At 58.4% G+C, this 15799-nt stretch carries 12 protein-coding genes and 2 tRNA genes; all 14 read left to right on the top strand.

Annotated features, from left to right (window positions below; translation table 11 throughout):
* Nucleotides 1-211: 211 nt before the first annotated feature.
* The 14 genes from V7747_RS00320 (at nt 212) to V7747_RS00255 (ending at nt 15768) form a co-directional block, all read left to right on the top strand.
* Nucleotides 212-1396: a thiolase family protein gene (locus tag V7747_RS00320; RefSeq protein ID WP_335614081.1), complete on the top strand. Its 1185-nt coding sequence runs from the start codon at nt 212-214 to the stop codon at nt 1394-1396.
* A gap of 195 nt (nt 1397-1591) precedes the next feature.
* Entirely contained in the window at nt 1592-2584 is a 993-nt protein-coding gene (locus V7747_RS00315; RefSeq protein ID WP_335614080.1) for a GlxA family transcriptional regulator, read from the top strand.
* A gap of 77 nt (nt 2585-2661) precedes the next feature.
* A complete protein-coding gene (locus tag V7747_RS00310) occupies nt 2662-3876 on the top strand; it encodes an aspartate aminotransferase family protein (protein ID WP_335614079.1) in 1215 nt (404 codons plus the stop codon).
* A gap of 17 nt (nt 3877-3893) precedes the next feature.
* Entirely contained in the window at nt 3894-4913 is a 1020-nt protein-coding gene (locus V7747_RS00305; RefSeq protein WP_335614078.1) for an arginine N-succinyltransferase, read from the top strand.
* 1 nt (nt 4914) lies between these two features.
* Nucleotides 4915-5925: an arginine N-succinyltransferase gene (gene astA / locus V7747_RS00300; RefSeq protein WP_335614077.1), complete on the top strand. Its 1011-nt coding sequence runs from the start codon at nt 4915-4917 to the stop codon at nt 5923-5925.
* Nucleotides 5926-6133: 208 nt separating this feature from the next.
* Complete coding sequence (gene alaS, locus V7747_RS00295) at nt 6134-8755, top strand: alanine--tRNA ligase (RefSeq protein ID WP_335614076.1); 2622 nt, start codon at nt 6134-6136, stop codon at nt 8753-8755.
* Nucleotides 8756-8851: 96 nt separating this feature from the next.
* A complete protein-coding gene (locus tag V7747_RS00290; protein WP_335614075.1) occupies nt 8852-10087 on the top strand; it encodes an aspartate kinase in 1236 nt (411 codons plus the stop codon).
* A 151-nt stretch (nt 10088-10238) separates the two neighbouring features.
* Nucleotides 10239-10424: a carbon storage regulator CsrA gene (csrA, locus tag V7747_RS00285; protein ID WP_083724804.1), complete on the top strand. Its 186-nt coding sequence runs from the start codon at nt 10239-10241 to the stop codon at nt 10422-10424.
* A 60-nt stretch (nt 10425-10484) separates the two neighbouring features.
* Nucleotides 10485-10575 (top strand) — tRNA-Ser (locus V7747_RS00280).
* A gap of 97 nt (nt 10576-10672) precedes the next feature.
* A tRNA-Arg gene (locus V7747_RS00275) sits at nt 10673-10749 on the top strand.
* A 160-nt stretch (nt 10750-10909) separates the two neighbouring features.
* The gene (gene mgtE / locus V7747_RS00270) at nt 10910-12349 is read left to right on the top strand and encodes a magnesium transporter (RefSeq protein ID WP_335614074.1); all 1440 of its coding nucleotides are present in this window, start codon (nt 10910-10912) and stop codon (nt 12347-12349) included.
* A gap of 187 nt (nt 12350-12536) precedes the next feature.
* Entirely contained in the window at nt 12537-12794 is a 258-nt protein-coding gene (locus V7747_RS00265; protein ID WP_335614073.1) for an OadG family protein, read from the top strand.
* Between the two features lie 48 nt (nt 12795-12842).
* Entirely contained in the window at nt 12843-14621 is a 1779-nt protein-coding gene (gene oadA, locus V7747_RS00260; RefSeq protein ID WP_335614072.1) for a sodium-extruding oxaloacetate decarboxylase subunit alpha, read from the top strand.
* Nucleotides 14622-14631: 10 nt separating this feature from the next.
* Nucleotides 14632-15768, top strand: coding sequence for a sodium ion-translocating decarboxylase subunit beta (locus V7747_RS00255; RefSeq protein WP_335614071.1), 1137 nt, complete (start codon nt 14632-14634; stop codon nt 15766-15768).
* Nucleotides 15769-15799 lie beyond the last annotated feature (31 nt).

Here is a 15799-nt window from a genome sequence, read left to right as displayed (position 1 = left end):
ACCGGCCGGTCGCGACTGGCGGGGTAGGCGCCGCACGTTCAATGGCGCTTCATCACGCTGGTCTATTGTATTTACCCCAGCCCCTTGGGTCATTATGCTTGTCCGCCTCTGGTAGCCGCGACGGATGTCGCGTGCAGCCTTTCTTCATGAATATTCGGCCTGCCTGGCAGTCCATATTCGCTACACCCCCTGCTGATGTGAGGTTACAAGCATGCGTGACGTCGTTATTGTCGACAGTGTACGGACCGGTCTGGCCAAGTCATTCCGTGGCAAGTTCAACATTACCCGCCCGGATGATATGGCGGCGCATTGCGTCAACGCGCTGATCGAACGCACCGGTATTGACCCGAAGATTATCGACGACTGCATCGTCGGTGCCGGCTCCAATGAAGGTGCCCAGGGCCACAACATCGGTCGTAACGTTGCCGTGCTGTCCAAGATGGGTATCGACGTAGCGGGCATGACGCTGAACCGTTACTGCTCCTCCGGTCTGCAATCCATTGCCATCGCGGCCAACCAGATTGCGTCCGGCTGCTCCGATGCGATCGTTGCCGGCGGTGTCGAGTCCATCACCATGACGGCGAAGAGCCGCAACACTGACAACTTCGTCAACCCGATTCTGGAAAAAGACTTCCCGGGTATCTACTACCCTATGGGTCAAACTGCCGAAATCGTCGCGCGCCGTTACAACGTGACCCGCGAGCAGCAGGATGAGTACGCGCTGCAGAGCCAGCAGCGCACTGCGCGTGCCCAGGCTGAAGGGCTGTTCGATGACGAAATCGTGCCGATGAACGTCAAGTACCAGGTGCAGGACAAGGCCACTGGCGAAGTCAGCGTGGTGGATGGTGTAGTAGACCGTGACGAGTGCAATCGTCCGGAGACGACGCTGGAAGGTCTGAACAGCCTCAAGCCGGTATTTGCCGAAGACGGTTCCGTGACGGCCGGTAACGCGTCGCAACTGTCTGACGGCGCGTCCATGACCCTGCTGATGAGCCTCGACAAAGCGCTGGAACTGGGTCTGAAGCCCCTGGCCTATTTCCGTGGCTTTGCGGTGGCTGGTTGCGAGCCCGACGAAATGGGTATTGGCCCGGTTTACTCGGTACCCAAGCTGCTCAAGTCACGCGGCCTGACCGTTGAAGATATCGACCTGTGGGAACTGAACGAAGCCTTCGCTTCCCAGTGCCTGTACGCCCGTGACTTCCTCAAGATCGACAACGAGAAGTACAACGTCAACGGTGGCTCCATCTCCATCGGTCACCCGTTCGGTATGACCGGTTCCCGTCAGGTTGGCCATCTGGTACGTGAGCTGCAGCGTCGCGGCAAGCGTTACGGTGTGGTTACCATGTGTGTTGGCGGCGGCATGGGTGCAACCGGCCTGTTCGAAGCCTACAAGTAACACTGCAATGACAGCCGGCCAGCAGGCCGGCTACGTTGCCAAGGCGTGCCATGTGCACGCCTTTTTTGTGTGTGCGATTTTTGCTGCTTGCGGACTGTGTCAGGTGCGTGGCCCTGTGGCACAATGCCTGGATCAACAGTAGACAGGATCGCGAAGACCCAATGCGCGGGTTTCAGCTTATCAGCAGGCTTTGCCATGGCGACTGACGTCCGTCGGGTCGGTTTTGTGCTGCTGCCCGGTACGCATCCAGGTGCAGTGATGCCTGCGTTGTCGGTGCTGCTGTCGGCCAATCGCATGGCCGAGCAGCAATGTTACGCAGCCGAAAATTACACTCTGGATGAGGTCGCGCTGCAGTCTGAGGATGGTCTTGGTCTGGCGGCGACGCCTTGGCACGCGAAGATCGAGGGTTTGGCGCAGTTATGGCTGGTGGCCGATCAGTTGTCGGCGGTTGATTTGCTGTCGGCGGACTTGCTGGCGCAATTGCGTGCTGTGGCAGCGTCTGGTGTCTTGCTCGGTGGACTGGAGGCCGGCGCCGCGGCGTTGGCTCAGGCGGGGTTGCTGGATCAGCATCGCTGCGCCGTACACTGGCGCATGCTGGATGAGTTTCGGGAGCGTTTCCCGCAGGTGGAAGCCACCACTCACCTTTTTGAGCTGAAGGACCTGCTGGGTTCCAGCAGTGGCGGGCACGCTACCACGGACCTGTTTCTGACCATGGTAGCGCAGGAGCAGGGCCATGATCTGGCCGCGTTAGTGGCCGAGGACCTGGTGGTCGAGCGCATTCGTGATGGCAGTGAGCGCCAGCGCATGCCGCTGCGTAACCGACTGGGTAGCAGTCATCCGAAGCTGACGCAGGCGGTGATTTTGATGGAGTCCAACATCGAGGAACCGCTTACTACCGATGAAATTGCTCGCCACGTGTGTGTCTCGCGCCGTCAGCTTGAGCGCATTTTCAAGCAGTATCTCAACAGCGTACCCTCGCAGTATTACTTGGAGCTGCGCCTGAACCGGGCGCGGCAGATGCTGTTACAGACCAGCAAGTCGATCATTCAGATCGGCCTGTCTTGTGGTTTTTCATCGGGGCCGCACTTTTCCAGTGCCTATCGCAACTGCTTTGGCGTCACACCGCGAGAGGATCGCAATCATCGCCGCGCGCAGCAGGCCGCTGAAGGTGCGGGGAAAGAGACCTGACACCCTGCTGTTGGCGTCGGGTGACTGAAGAATGTAACGCGCGTCACTGATGGCGCGCCCATATATAGAGAAAGGAGATGACAGTGTCAGCAGAGATCGGTCGGTCTGATTTTGATCGGGTTATGGTGCCCAATTACGCGCCGGTGAACATGGTGCCCGTGCGTGGTGCCGGTTCGCGCCTGTGGGATCAGCGAGGCCGAGAGTATGTTGATCTGGCTGGTGGCATCGCTGTCAATGCACTGGGTCACGCGCACCCCGCTTTGATTGAGGCTCTGACCGAACAGGCTGGCCGCTTGTGGCACGTCTCCAACATCATGACCAATGAGCCGGCACTGGTGTTGGCCGACAAACTGGTCAAGGCGACTTTCGCCGACAAGGTCTTCTTTGCCAACTCCGGCGCCGAGGCCAATGAAGCCGCTTTCAAACTGGCGCGGCGCTGGGCGCACAACCTGCACGGCGCGCAGAAGCATCAGATCATTGCCTGCAGCAACAGTTTTCACGGTCGCTCGTTGTTCACCGTCAGTGTGGGGGGGCAGCCCAAGTACTCTGAAGGTTTTGGCCCGGCCTTGGAGGGTATCAGTCATGTTCCCTATCAGGACATCGGCGCGCTGGAAGCGATGATCTCGGAGCGCACCTGCGCTGTGGTGCTGGAGCCGGTGCAAGGTGAGGGCGGCGTGATTCCGGCCAGTGATGATTACCTGCGTCAGGTGCGGGCGCTGTGCGACAAATACAACGCGTTGCTGGTGTTTGATGAGGTCCAGAGTGGCATGGGTCGGACTGGCAAGTTGTTTGCTTATATGCACAGCGGTGTTACACCGGACATTCTTACCAGCGCGAAAAGTCTGGGTGGCGGTTTTCCGGTATCGGCCATGCTGACCACCGCCGCAATAGCTGAACACTTGGCGGTTGGTACGCACGGTAGTACCTATGGCGGTAACCCGCTTGCCTGTGCTGTCGCCGGCCGGGTGCTGGAAATCGTAAATACCCCTGAGGTGCTGGACGGTGTAGTGCAGCGCAATGCCCTGCTGGTTGCCGAGCTTGAGGTCATGGCCAGCGAGTTTGGCGTATTTTCCAGTATTCGCGGGCGAGGCCTGCTGCTGGGCGCGGTGATGGCCGAGCAGTGGCGCGGCAAGGCCAAGGATATTCAGGTTCTGGCGCAGGAAGAGGGATTGCTGGTGCTGCAGGCTGGACCGGATGTGATGCGCCTGGCCCCCAGCCTGATCATTGATGAGGCCGATATCATCGAAGGCATGCTGCGGTTGCGTAAAGCGCTGCAGCGGCTGGTCGGTTAGTTCACGGAGAGCAGACGATGTTGATCTTGCGATTGGCCAAACGCAGCGATTTGCCGCAGATCGAACGACTGGCGACCGCCAGCCCGGTCGGCGTCACCTCGTTGCCGTCCAATCGTGAGCGCCTTGAGGAGATTCTTTCCGCCTCGCAGGCGTCTATGGCTGATGAAGTAACCTTTAGCGGTGAGGAAAGGTACTTCTTCGTGCTGGAAGATACCCTTAGCGGCGATCTGGTCGGCTGCAGCGGCATCATTGCTGCTTCCGGTTTTCGAACGCCGTTTTACACTTTTCGCAATGAGATGTTTGTGCACGCCTCGCGTGAGCTGGGGCTGCATAACCGCATCCATGTACTATCGCTCTGTCACGACCTGACCGGTCACAGCCTGCTTGCCGGTTTTCACTTGGCCGCAAGCCAGACCGACCCGGCGGCTATGCAGCTGACGGCGCGTGGTCGACTGCTGTTTATGGCCAGCCACCCGCAGCGTTTCGCCGAGTCCACTTCGGTCGAGGTCGTCGGGGTCAGTGATGGCGAGGGCAATGCTCCGTTCTGGGATGCCGTAGGGCGTCATTTCTTTGCGGTTAGCTATTCCGAGGCCGAGCGTATCGGCAGCGAGCGCGGGCGCAGTTTTCTGGCGGAATTGATGCCGGGTTACCCGATCTATGTGCCCATGCTCTCGGACGAAGCGCAGGAGGTGATCGGGCAGGTCAATCCGTCGGTGCAGGATGTGTTCGATATCCTGATGAACGAAGGTTTTGAAACCGACAATTACGTCGATATCTTTGATGGTGGTCCTGTGGTGCATGCCAAGACTGCACTGCTAGCGACTGTGCGCAACAGTGCGCTGGCGCAGGTGCAGATTGGCGAGGCGGCGTCCGGGAGTGAGTTGTGGCTGGTGGCCAATACCCGCGTCTGTGACTTCCGTGCCTGCGCGTTGCAGCTCGACTGGCAGCCTGGGCAGCCAGTCGTTCTTAGCGCCGAACTGGCTGCCCATTTGTGTGTGGGCGACGGTGATCAGCTGCGTATGGTCAGGGGGAACTGAGATGCTGGTGCGCGCGGCGGGAATGCACGATCTGGATGCTCTGTTGGCGTTGGCGGCAAGCGCGGGTTCGGGCCTGACGACGCTACCGGCCAGCGAAGACCGTCTGGCGGAGCGTTTGCAGCGAGTTGAACAGAGCTTTCGCGGTCAGGCAGCGCAGGCGGACGCCGACTACCTGTTTGTGCTGGAAACCGCCGAAGGTCAGGTAGTGGGAACCAGTGGCATGCTGGGCGCTGCCGGCATGCGTGAGCCCTGGTACAGCTATCGCATGGGGCTGACTGTCGCAGCCAGCCGCGAGCTGGGTGTCTACCGTCAGCAGCCGACGCTGTTTCTGGTCAACGATATGACCGGTGCGACGGCGCTTTGCTCGTATTTTCTTGATCCGGCCTACCGGCAGGGTGATAGCCCGCGGCTATTGTCGAAGGCACGCTTCATGTTTATGGCCGATTGTCCGCAGGATTTTTCCGCGCGGGTGATCGTCGAAATGCGTGGTCGCTCGGACAGCGCAGGGCGCTCGCCATTCTGGGACAGCCTGGGGCAGCACTTTTTTCGGATGGATTTCGCTCGAGCCGATTATCTTACGGGTATCGGCAACAAGGCGTTCATCGCCGAAATGATGCCCAAGTTTCCTCTCTATGCCTGCTTTCTCAGTGAGGCTGCGCGTGCCGCTATTGGCCAGGTGCACCCTGATTCAGAGGCTGGGCGTGCGGTGTTGGAGGAGGAGGGTATGTGCTACCAGGGCTACGTCGATATCTTTGATGGCGGCGCGACTCTGGAGGCGCAGCACAGCCAAGTGCGCGCCATTCGCGATAGCCGCACTCTTCTACTGGCGGTGGGTACCCCCGGAGATGAGGCGGTTACCCATCTGATCTATAACCGGCTGCGTGACAGCAGCCGTATGATCGCCGCGCCAGCACGGGTGGCTGCCGGTACGCTGGTGGTGTCGGCAGCCTCTGCCGAGTTGCTGAAGCTGCGTGCCGGCACCCCGGTGCGTGCAGTGGCCCTGCAGGGTTGAACCGAACGCGACCAACCTGTCCAGATCGTCTATGGTGAACATAGAGAATATCAACCGTACAGATAATGCATCCTGTGGGCTGATGCCTATATAATGCCGCTCTTTGCCTAGCTTCAGCAGCTCTCCGGGTAATCACCCTCTCACGTGGCACAGACCGCGAAGCACCCCCCGATCTGCAGCAGGCCGACCAGTTTTTGGTAAGGGACTTATGAAAAGCGCAGAAATCCGTGAAGCCTTCCTCCGTTTCTTTGAAGAAAAGGGGCATAGCCGTGTTGCCTCCAGTTCGCTGATTCCGGCGAACGATCCAACGCTGTTGTTCACCAACGCGGGCATGAACCAGTTCAAGGACTGCTTCCTGGGCCTGGAGAAGCGCGCCTACACCCGCGCGACCAGCAGCCAGAAATGCGTGCGTGCCGGTGGCAAGCATAACGACCTGGAAAATGTGGGTTATACCGCGCGTCACCACACGTTTTTCGAGATGCTCGGCAACTTCAGCTTTGGCGACTATTTCAAGCGCGATGCCATTCATTACGCCTGGGAGTTCCTGACCTCTAGCGCATGGCTTGGCCTACCGCAGGAAAAGCTCTGGGTCACCGTGTACGCCAGTGACGACGAGGCATATGACATCTGGACCAAGGAAGTCGGTGTGCCGGCTGAACGTATGGTACGCATTGGCGACAACAAGGGTGCGCCGTACGCGTCAGACAATTTCTGGGCCATGGGCGACACTGGTCCGTGCGGACCCTGTACCGAGATTTTCTTCGATCATGGCGCCGACATCTGGGGCGGCCCGCCGGGCAGCCCGGAAGAAGACGGTGACCGCTATATCGAAATCTGGAACAACGTTTTCATGCAGTTCAACCGCACTGCCGATGGCGTGATGCATACGCTGCCGGCGCCCAGCGTGGATACCGGCATGGGGCTGGAGCGCATCAGCGCGGTGTTGCAGCATGTGCATTCCAACTATGAAATCGACCTGTTCCAGAGTCTGCTTGAAGCTTCTGCCACGGCGATTGGCTGCGCGCAGGACAACGCCGCGTCCCTGAAAGTGGTAGCGGATCATATTCGCTCCTGCAGCTTCCTGATCGCTGATGGCGTGCTGCCGTCGAACGAGGGCCGCGGCTATGTGCTGCGACGCATTATCCGTCGCGCCTGCCGGCACGGTAACAAGCTGGGCGCCAAGGGTGTGTTCTTCCATCAGATCGTAGCCGCATTGGTCGCCGAGATGGGGGCCGCCTTCCCTGAGCTGAAGGCCCAGCAAGCACATATCGAGCGTGTGTTGAAAACCGAAGAAGAGCAGTTCGCCAAAACGCTGGATCAGGGGTTGAAAATCCTCGAGCAGGACTTGGCAGAACTGCAGGGCAGCGAAATTCCCGGTGAGGTGGTATTCAAACTGTACGATACCTACGGCTTTCCGGTGGATTTGACCGGCGATATTGCTCGTGAGCGTGAGCTGACCATCGACGAAGCCGGGTTCGAGGCCGCTATGGAAGCACAGCGCGAGCGCGCCCGTTCGGCCAGTCAGTTCGGTCTGGATTACAACAGTCTGGTCAAGGTCGACGCGCAAACCCGCTTCCAGGGTTACGCTGGCACACAAGGGCAGGGCGCCGTGGTCGGGCTGTACCGCGACGGTCAGGCCGTTGAGCAGCTGAGCGAAGGCGAGAGTGGCGTGGTCGTACTGGATCAGACCCCGTTCTACGCCGAGTCGGGTGGCCAGGTCGGCGACACCGGTTACCTTGAGCTCGATGGCATGCGCTTTGAGGTCAGCGATACGACCAAGGCCGGCAATGCGCACCTGCATCACGGCAAGGTGTTGCAGGGCGCTCTCAGTAGCGGCGTGACAGTGCAGGCGAGGGTCGACGATAGCGTTCGCCAAGCGACTGCACTGAACCATTCGGCCACTCACCTTCTGCATGCGGCACTGCGTCAGGTATTGGGCGATCACGTTCAACAAAAAGGTTCTCTGGTCGACAGTCAGCGTCTGCGTTTTGACTTCAGCCATTACGAGGCCATCAAGCCTGAACAGCTGCGCGAGCTGGAAAATCTGGTTAATGAACAAATCCGGCAGAACTCTGCCGTCGATATTGAAGTCACAGATATCGAGACCGCCAAGCAAAAGGGCGCAATGGCGTTATTTGGTGAAAAGTACGGCGACGAAGTGCGCGTACTGACCATGGGCGGCGGGTTTTCTGTTGAACTTTGCGGGGGCACTCACGTGCAACGCACCGGCGACATCGGCCTGTTCAAGATCCTGGCTGAAAGTGGCATTGCCTCCGGCGTACGCCGTATCGAAGCGGTGACCGGGGAGGGCGCACTGGCGTTTGTTGCCCAGACCGAAGAGCGCTTGCGCGAAGCGGCTCAGCTGGTGAAGGGAGGGCGCGACACGGTGATCGACAAGTTGTCTGCGCTGGTCGAACGTACTCGTCAGCTGGAAAAAGACGTTGAGCAGCTTAAAGCCAAGGCAGCCAGCGCTGCCGGTAGCGACATGGCGGCAGAGGCGCAGCAGGTTGGTGGCCGTACCGTCCTGGTCAAGCGGGTTGATGGGATGGACGGCAAGGGCCTGATGGCGCTGGTCGACCAGTTGAAGAACAAATTGGGATCCGCCGCTATTTTGCTGGGTGGTGAAGCTGACGGTAAGGTCGTGCTGGTGGCCGGTGTCACTAAAGACCTTGCGGGTCAGGTCAAGGCCGGCGATTGGATTCGCACTACCGCACAAGCGGTGGGCGGCAAGGGTGGTGGTCGCCCTGACATGGCGCAGGGTGGCGGAACTGATGTCGCGGCGCTGGATCAGGCGCTGACGGATGCGGTCAACTGGGTTGGCCAGCAATAAGGTCTGCTGTTACGGCAGATGATTATGGAGGCACCTTAACCAGGTGCCAGGTAATGGTCGGCTAGCCGATCTCCGGGTGAGGATTGACGTAGCAAAATGGCGCTTATTGTCCAGAAGTTTGGTGGTACCTCGGTTGGCAGCGTTGAACGCATCATGCAGGTCGCCGAGAAAATCAAAGGCTTCAAAACCAACGGGCATGATCTGGTGGTAGTGGTATCGGCCATGAGTGGCGAGACCAACCGTCTGATTGATCTGGCCAAGCAGATTCAACCTGAGCCGGATGCGCGCGAGATGGATGTCATCGTCTCAACGGGCGAGCAGGTCACGATTGGCCTGCTGGCCATGGCCTTGAAGGCAGCGGGTGTGCCAGCGGTCTCCTTTACCGGGTCGCAGGTGCGCATTGTTACCGACAGTTCCCACGGCAAGGCGCGCATACAGCAGATCGATGACGATCGCTTGCGCGCCGAGTTGGCGGCAGGTCGCGTAGTGATTGTGGCTGGCTTTCAGGGTGTGGATGAAAACGGCGCCATCACGACCCTGGGTCGCGGTGGCTCGGACACCACGGGTGTGGCGCTGGCTGCCGCACTGAAGGCGGATGAATGCCAAATCTATACTGACGTGGATGGTGTCTACACCACGGACCCGCGAGTGGTTGAAAGTGCTCGCCGCCTGAACAAGATTACCTTCGAAGAAATGTTGGAAATGGCCAGCCTGGGTTCAAAAGTGTTGCAGATTCGTTCGGTCGAATTCGCTGGCAAGTACAACGTCCCCCTGCGGGTGCTGCACAGTTTCAAAGAAGGCCCCGGTACTCTTATTACCCTTGAGGAAAATGTGTCGATGGAACAACCCGTCATCTCCGGCATTGCATTCAACCGTGACGAAGCCAAGCTTACCATTCGTGGCGTGCCGGACACCCCTGGTGTGGCCTTCAAGATCCTGGGGCCGATCAGCGCCGCCAACATTGAAGTCGATATGATCGTGCAGAACGTATCGCAGGATAACACCACCGATTTCACTTTTACCGTGCATCGCAATGACTTCCGCAAGGCAGAGGCTATTCTGAAGGAAACCGCTGCCAGTATTGGTGCACGTGAAGTGGCTGCCGACGACAAGATTGCCAAGGTCTCTATCGTCGGTGTGGGCATGCGTTCACACGCGGGAGTCGCCAGCAGCATGTTTGAGGCGTTGGCCAATGACAGTATCAATATTCAGATGATTTCCACCTCCGAAATAAAGGTTTCGGTTGTGATCGACGAGAAATATCTGGAGCTGGCAGTGCGTTCGTTGCACTCCGCCTTTGGCCTTGATGCGGATAGTGCGCAAGAGGCCTGATGTTTACCTGATTCTCGCAGCCCGTTAGCGGTCTGCGTGCAAGGGCACGGTCTCTGGCTGCCGTGTCCGCCTGTGACCCTTCAGGGCCGGAGGCAGCAAGCCGGTTTTTTTGCAGACTGTTGTGTCCTGATCATGAGCAAGGAGAAAAGGAATGCTGATACTCACTCGACGGGTTGGTGAAACCCTGATGGTAGGTGATGAAGTGACCGTGACCGTTCTGGGTGTCAAGGGCAACCAGGTACGAATCGGCGTGAACGCCCCGAAAGAAGTGGCCGTGCACCGTGAAGAGATTTACCAACGTATTCAGAAAGAAAAAGACGAAGAACCAAATAACTAATTTTATTGGGTTTTTCCTTGCATTAAGCAAAGCGCGCAGTTAATATTCTGCGCGTGTTACGGAGAGGTGGCCGAGTGGCCGAAGGCGCTCCCCTGCTAAGGGAGTATACCTCAAAAGGGTATCGCGGGTTCGAATCCCGCCCTCTCCGCCACTTTGTGGCTTATAGGTTGTCAAGCGTTAGTTTCTGAAATTTAAAGAAAAAAATGTTTGACAGGTTGGAAAAACAGCCTATAATTCGCACCCACAATGCACTCGTAGCTCAGCTGGATAGAGTACTCGGCTACGAACCGAGCGGTCGGAGGTTCGAATCCTCCCGAGTGCACCAAACAGAAAACCCACTGATTTCAGTGGGTTTTTTTTTGCTGTCACAAAAGTACAGCTGAGTGCGCCAGCAAAGCCTGCTAGGCTGGAGCGCATGTTGTCGGCGCGATCTGTGTGATCCGCTTGTGCTGAACCCCGTGCTCGGGCCTGCCAGGAATGCTGCTATGCCGGATCTCAACCGAAAGTCTCCCGAAAGCCTGCAGGATCGCCTTGAGCAAGTGCAGGAGCTTTTGAGTCGCCAGCGTCTGGTAGAGGGGCTGGTACACAAGCAGGAAGGGCAGCATCAGGAGTTGGTTGAGCACCTGGTGCACCAACAGAACCTGGTCAAGCTGCAGCGCAAATTGGACGAACTGCATCCTGCGGACGTCGCCTATATTCTTGAATCGCTGCCGCTCGCCGAGCGCCTTGCCGTGTGGCAGCTGGTCAAGGTCGAGCGCGACGGCGAAATTCTCCTCGAAGTCTCTGATGCGGTGCGTGAAACGCTGATCGCTGACATGGACAGCCACGAGATCATCGCGGCTGCCAATAGTCTGGATGCTGATGAGCTGGCAGACCTGGCGCCGGACTTGCCGCGCGATGTCGTGCGCGAGCTGATGGATACTCTGGACGCGCAACAGCGTGACCGCCTGAAATCGGCACTCTCGTATGATGAGGATCAGGTTGGTGCGCTGATGGACTTTGACATGATCACCATCCGTGATGATGTCAGCCTGGAAGTGGTCAGCCGTTATCTGCGGCGTTTCGATGCGCTGCCTGATCATACCGACAAACTCTTTGTGGTAGACACTGGAGGCCTGCTGAAGGGCGTGCTGCCGATCAAGAAGTTGCTGGTCGGCTCGCCAGACGACATGGTCATAGATGTCATGGCGGACGACCCAGTGGTATTTGACCCTGCCGACGATGCCGGTGAGGCCGCGCAGGCTTTCGAGCGCTACGACCTCGTATCGGCGCCGGTTGTGGATGCGGTAGGGCGCCTGTGCGGGCGTCTGACGATCGATGAGATGGTCGACTATATCCGTGAGGAAAGTGAAGCTGAGGTGCTTAACGCGGCGGGTCTGCGCGAAGAGGAGGATATCTTTGCCTCCGTCTGGAAGTCGGTGCGCAACCGCTGGGCGTGGCTGGCCGTCAATCTGTGTACCGCGTTGATTGCATCGCGGGTCATCGGGCTGTTCGAGAATGCCATTGAGCAACTGGTGGCGCTGGCAGCGCTGATGCCGATTGTTGCCGGCATTGGCGGAAACTCCGGTAACCAGACCATCACCATGATTGTACGCGGCGTTGCCACCGGGCAGGTGCAGGTCGCACATGGCAAGCGTCTGCTGCGCAAGGAGGCGAGTGTCGCGCTGATCAATGGGGTGTTCTGGGGGGTGGTGCTGGCGGGTATAGCCTTCGCGCTCTACGGTAGTGTGCCGCTGGCCATTGTATTGATGTCGGCGATGACCCTGAATATGTTGCTCGCTGCCTGTATGGGGGTATTCATCCCCTTGATCCGGCTGCGCCTGGGTGGCGATCCCGCTCTGGGCTCAAGTGTGCTGATCACCGCTATCACCGATAGTGGCGGGTTCTTCATCTTTCTCGGACTGGCGACGCTCTTTCTCCTGTGAGGTTGTGACGGCCCGCACGGGCGGTGTCGCCTTGATTGCCAAAAATGTCACATCAGGATACATTGAGCCGTTTTTCCGTGTGGGAAGGCCGCCTGACGACCGTCAATTAGTAACGGCGCCCACGATGTTTTTCAACTAACTATAAGCAGCATGGCCTCAACCCATGCCCAGAGCTGCAGGAGAAAAAATGGAACCGACCAACATGGTTGCCGAAGGAGTGGAACTGATGTTCCTTGGGATGGGATCCGTTTTCGGGTTTCTGATTCTGCTGGTTGCCTGTACCAGCGTGATGTCCTTCATCTTGTCGCGTTATTTTCCTGAGGCGCTGCCCGCGCCGAAAAAGACAGCACGTAAGCCCAGTGCAGCGCCTGCCAGTGTTGACCCGGATGTTGTGGCCGCCATCGGCGCTGCTATCAAGCAGCATCGTTCGCGTCGCAGTTCCTGACACCCCTTTCGCGGTTTTCACCATTAAAACTATAAAGGCCATACCACTATGACCGATAGCAAAAAGCCCTTGGGCATTACCGATGTGATCCTGCGCGATGCACATCAATCCATTCTGGCTACCCGTATGCGACTTGACGACATGCTGCCGATTGCGGGCAAGCTCGATCAGGTTGGCTTCTGGTCCGTTGAATCCTGGGGCGGGGCGACTTTTGATTCCTGCATTCGTTATCTCGGCGAAGATCCATGGGAGCGTATTCGCGCGTTGAAGCAGGCTATGCCCAATACCCGTCAGCAGATGCTGCTGCGCGGTCAGAATCTGCTTGGTTATCGCCATTACGCCGACGACGTGGTAGAGAAGTTTGTCGAGCGTGCTGCGGTCAACGGCGTAGACGTATTCCGCGTATTCGACGCGATGAACGATCCGCGTAACCTCGCGACCGCGCTCAAAGCCGTTAAGGCGCAGGGCAAGCATGCTCAGGGCACGATTTCCTACACCACCAGCCCGGTGCATACGCTGCAGATGTGGGTGGATCTAGCCAAGCAGATCGAGGACATGGGGGCCGACTCCATCGCCATCAAGGACATGGCTGGCATTCTGAACCCCTATGTGGCGTTTGATCTGGTCACCCAGTTGAAGAGCACGCTGAGCATCCCGGTACACATGCAATGCCACGCTACCGCGGGCCTGTCGACTGCAGCGAACATGAAGGCCGCTGAAGCCGGTATCGACAATGTGGATACGGCCATTTCCTCCATGTCGATGACCTACGGTCACTCACCGACCGAGTCTGTGGTGGCTATCTTCCAGGGCACCGAACGCGACACTGGTCTGAACCTCGAACTGCTGGAAGAAGTTGCTGCCTACTTCCGTGAAGTGCGGAAGAAGTACGCCAAGTTTGAAGGCAACCTCAAGGGGGTTGATTCACGCATTCTGGTTGCTCAGGTGCCCGGCGGCATGCTGACCAACATGGAAAGCCAGCTGAAAGAGCAGGGCGCCAGCGACAAGTTTGATGATGTGCTGGCCGAAATTCCGCGCGTGCGCGAGGACCTGGGCTTCATTCCGCTGGTTACGCCAACCTCGCAGATTGTCGGCACACAAGCGGTCATTAACGTGCTGACCGGTGAGCGCTACAAGTCGATCACCAAGGAAACCGCCGGCATCCTCAAGGGTGAATATGGCGCGGCACCTGCTCCTTTCAATGCCGAGCTGCAAGCACGTGTGCTGGAGGGTGCTGAAGCCATTACCTGCCGTCCGGCAGATTTGCTTGAAGCCGAGATGGACAAGCTGACCGCCGAACTGAAAGGGCTGGCCAGTGAGAAGGGCATCAAGCTTGCCGACAATGAAATCGACGACGTGCTGACCTATGCATTGTTCCCGCAGATCGGCCTCAAGTTCCTGGAGAACCGCGGTAACCCGGATGCCTTCGAGCCAGTCCCCACAGGCAACGAGCTACCTGCTGCGGCCAAGGGCGCAGTTCCTGAAGCCTACACTGTCAGCGTCAATGGCAAGGAGTATGTTGTTCAGGTTACCGAGGGTGGTGATATCGCCGGAATCAAGCCGATTGGTGAAAGCGCGGCAGCACCGGCTGCTGCATCAGCTCCGGTGGGTGAGGGCGAGGCACAGGGCGCGCCGTTGTCCGGCAACATCTTCAAGGTGCTGGTCAACGTGGGTGATCAGGTCGACGAGGGTGAAGTGGTGATGATCCTCGAAGCCATGAAAATGGAAACCGAAGTGCGCGCGGTTCGCGGCGGCACTGTGGTCTCCATCGACATCAAGGTTGGCGACGCGGTTGCGGTCGGCGATACCTTGCTGACCATCGGTTAAGGGGATATCAATGGATAAGCTCCTCCAACTGTGGCAAACCACAGGTATCTATCATATGGCCTGGGGACAGGCGGTGATGATCGTGGTGTGCTTTGGTCTGATCTACCTGGCCATCCGCAAGGGCTTTGAGCCGCTGCTGCTGATTCCGATCGGCTTCGGCGGTATCCTGGCCAATCTACCGGTGGCCAACATGGCACAGGGCTCGGGCATTCTGCACCTGATCTATGAAGTAGGTCTGCCTACCAGTGTTTTCCCGCTGCTGATCTTCATGGGCGTGGGGGCGATGACGGACTTTGGCCCCATGCTGGCCAATCCGCGCACTCTGCTTCTGGGCGCTGCCGCCCAGTTCGGCATCTTTGGTACCTTGTTGGGTGCGCTGGCGCTCACTTCAGCGGGTATCCCGGGATTCGAGTTCACCATGAAAGAGGCAGCTTCTATCGCCATTATCGGCGGCGCGGACGGGCCAACCTCGATCTTCGTGACCTCCAAACTGGCACCGGACCTGCTGGGACCTATTGCGGTAGCCGCCTATTCCTACATGGCGCTGGTGCCGCTGCTGCAACCGCCGATCATGCGTGCGCTGACCTCGAAAAAAGAACGTGGCATTGTCATGACTCAGCTGCGTGTGGTTAGCAAGGCCGAGAAGATCATTTTCCCGCTGTTGCTTTTGATGCTGGTAGCGCTGCTGCTGCCCGATGCGGCGCCTCTGGTAGGTATGCTGTGTTTCGGTAACCTGATGCGCGAATCCGGTGTGGTAGAGCGTCTGGCCGATACCACCCGTAATGCACTGATCAATATCGTCACTATTGGTCTGGGGCTGGCGGTTGGCTCCAAGCTGTCTGCGGAGTCTTTCCTGCAGTTGAAGACCCTGGGTATTCTGGTGCTGGGTATGCTGGCGTTCTGTGCCGGTACGGCGGCCGGCGTGTTGATGGCGAAGCTGCTTAACCTGTTCAGCAAAACGCCAATCAATCCGCTGATCGGCTCTGCCGGCGTGTCTGCGGTGCCTATGGCCGCCCGGGTGTCGAACAAGATTGGTCTAGAAGCTAACCCGCAGAACTTCCTGCTGATGCACGCGATGGGGCCAAACCTCGCGGGTGTAATCGGCTCGGCAGTAGCGGCAGGTATCCTGCTCAACTTCGTCGGCTAGGTTGACCGCAGGACGAAAAAAACCCGCTCAG

This window comes from Halopseudomonas sp., from assembly GCF_036960865.1.
Classification (GTDB): Bacteria; Pseudomonadota; Gammaproteobacteria; order Pseudomonadales; family Pseudomonadaceae; genus Halopseudomonas.
This window is presented reverse-complemented; position numbering and strand designations above follow the sequence as displayed.

What these genes read in the sequence shown, in the direction of transcription:
- mgtE (WP_335614074.1), top strand. Translation starts at nt 10,910, where the DNA reads ATGCCGGATCTCAACCGAAAGTCTCCCGAAAGCCTGCAGGATCGCCTT.
- V7747_RS00320 (WP_335614081.1), top strand. Translation starts at nt 212, where the DNA reads ATGCGTGACGTCGTTATTGTCGACAGTGTACGGACCGGTCTGGCCAAG.
- V7747_RS00265 (WP_335614073.1), top strand. Translation starts at nt 12,537, where the DNA reads ATGGAACCGACCAACATGGTTGCCGAAGGAGTGGAACTGATGTTCCTT.
- V7747_RS00310 (WP_335614079.1), top strand. Translation starts at nt 2,662, where the DNA reads ATGACAGTGTCAGCAGAGATCGGTCGGTCTGATTTTGATCGGGTTATG.
- oadA (WP_335614072.1), top strand. Translation starts at nt 12,843, where the DNA reads ATGACCGATAGCAAAAAGCCCTTGGGCATTACCGATGTGATCCTGCGC.
- alaS (WP_335614076.1), top strand. Translation starts at nt 6,134, where the DNA reads ATGAAAAGCGCAGAAATCCGTGAAGCCTTCCTCCGTTTCTTTGAAGAA.
- V7747_RS00255 (WP_335614071.1), top strand. Translation starts at nt 14,632, where the DNA reads ATGGATAAGCTCCTCCAACTGTGGCAAACCACAGGTATCTATCATATG.
- V7747_RS00315 (WP_335614080.1), top strand. Translation starts at nt 1,592, where the DNA reads ATGGCGACTGACGTCCGTCGGGTCGGTTTTGTGCTGCTGCCCGGTACG.
- V7747_RS00290 (WP_335614075.1), top strand. Translation starts at nt 8,852, where the DNA reads ATGGCGCTTATTGTCCAGAAGTTTGGTGGTACCTCGGTTGGCAGCGTT.
- astA (WP_335614077.1), top strand. Translation starts at nt 4,915, where the DNA reads ATGCTGGTGCGCGCGGCGGGAATGCACGATCTGGATGCTCTGTTGGCG.
- V7747_RS00305 (WP_335614078.1), top strand. Translation starts at nt 3,894, where the DNA reads ATGTTGATCTTGCGATTGGCCAAACGCAGCGATTTGCCGCAGATCGAA.
- csrA (WP_083724804.1), top strand. Translation starts at nt 10,239, where the DNA reads ATGCTGATACTCACTCGACGGGTTGGTGAAACCCTGATGGTAGGTGAT.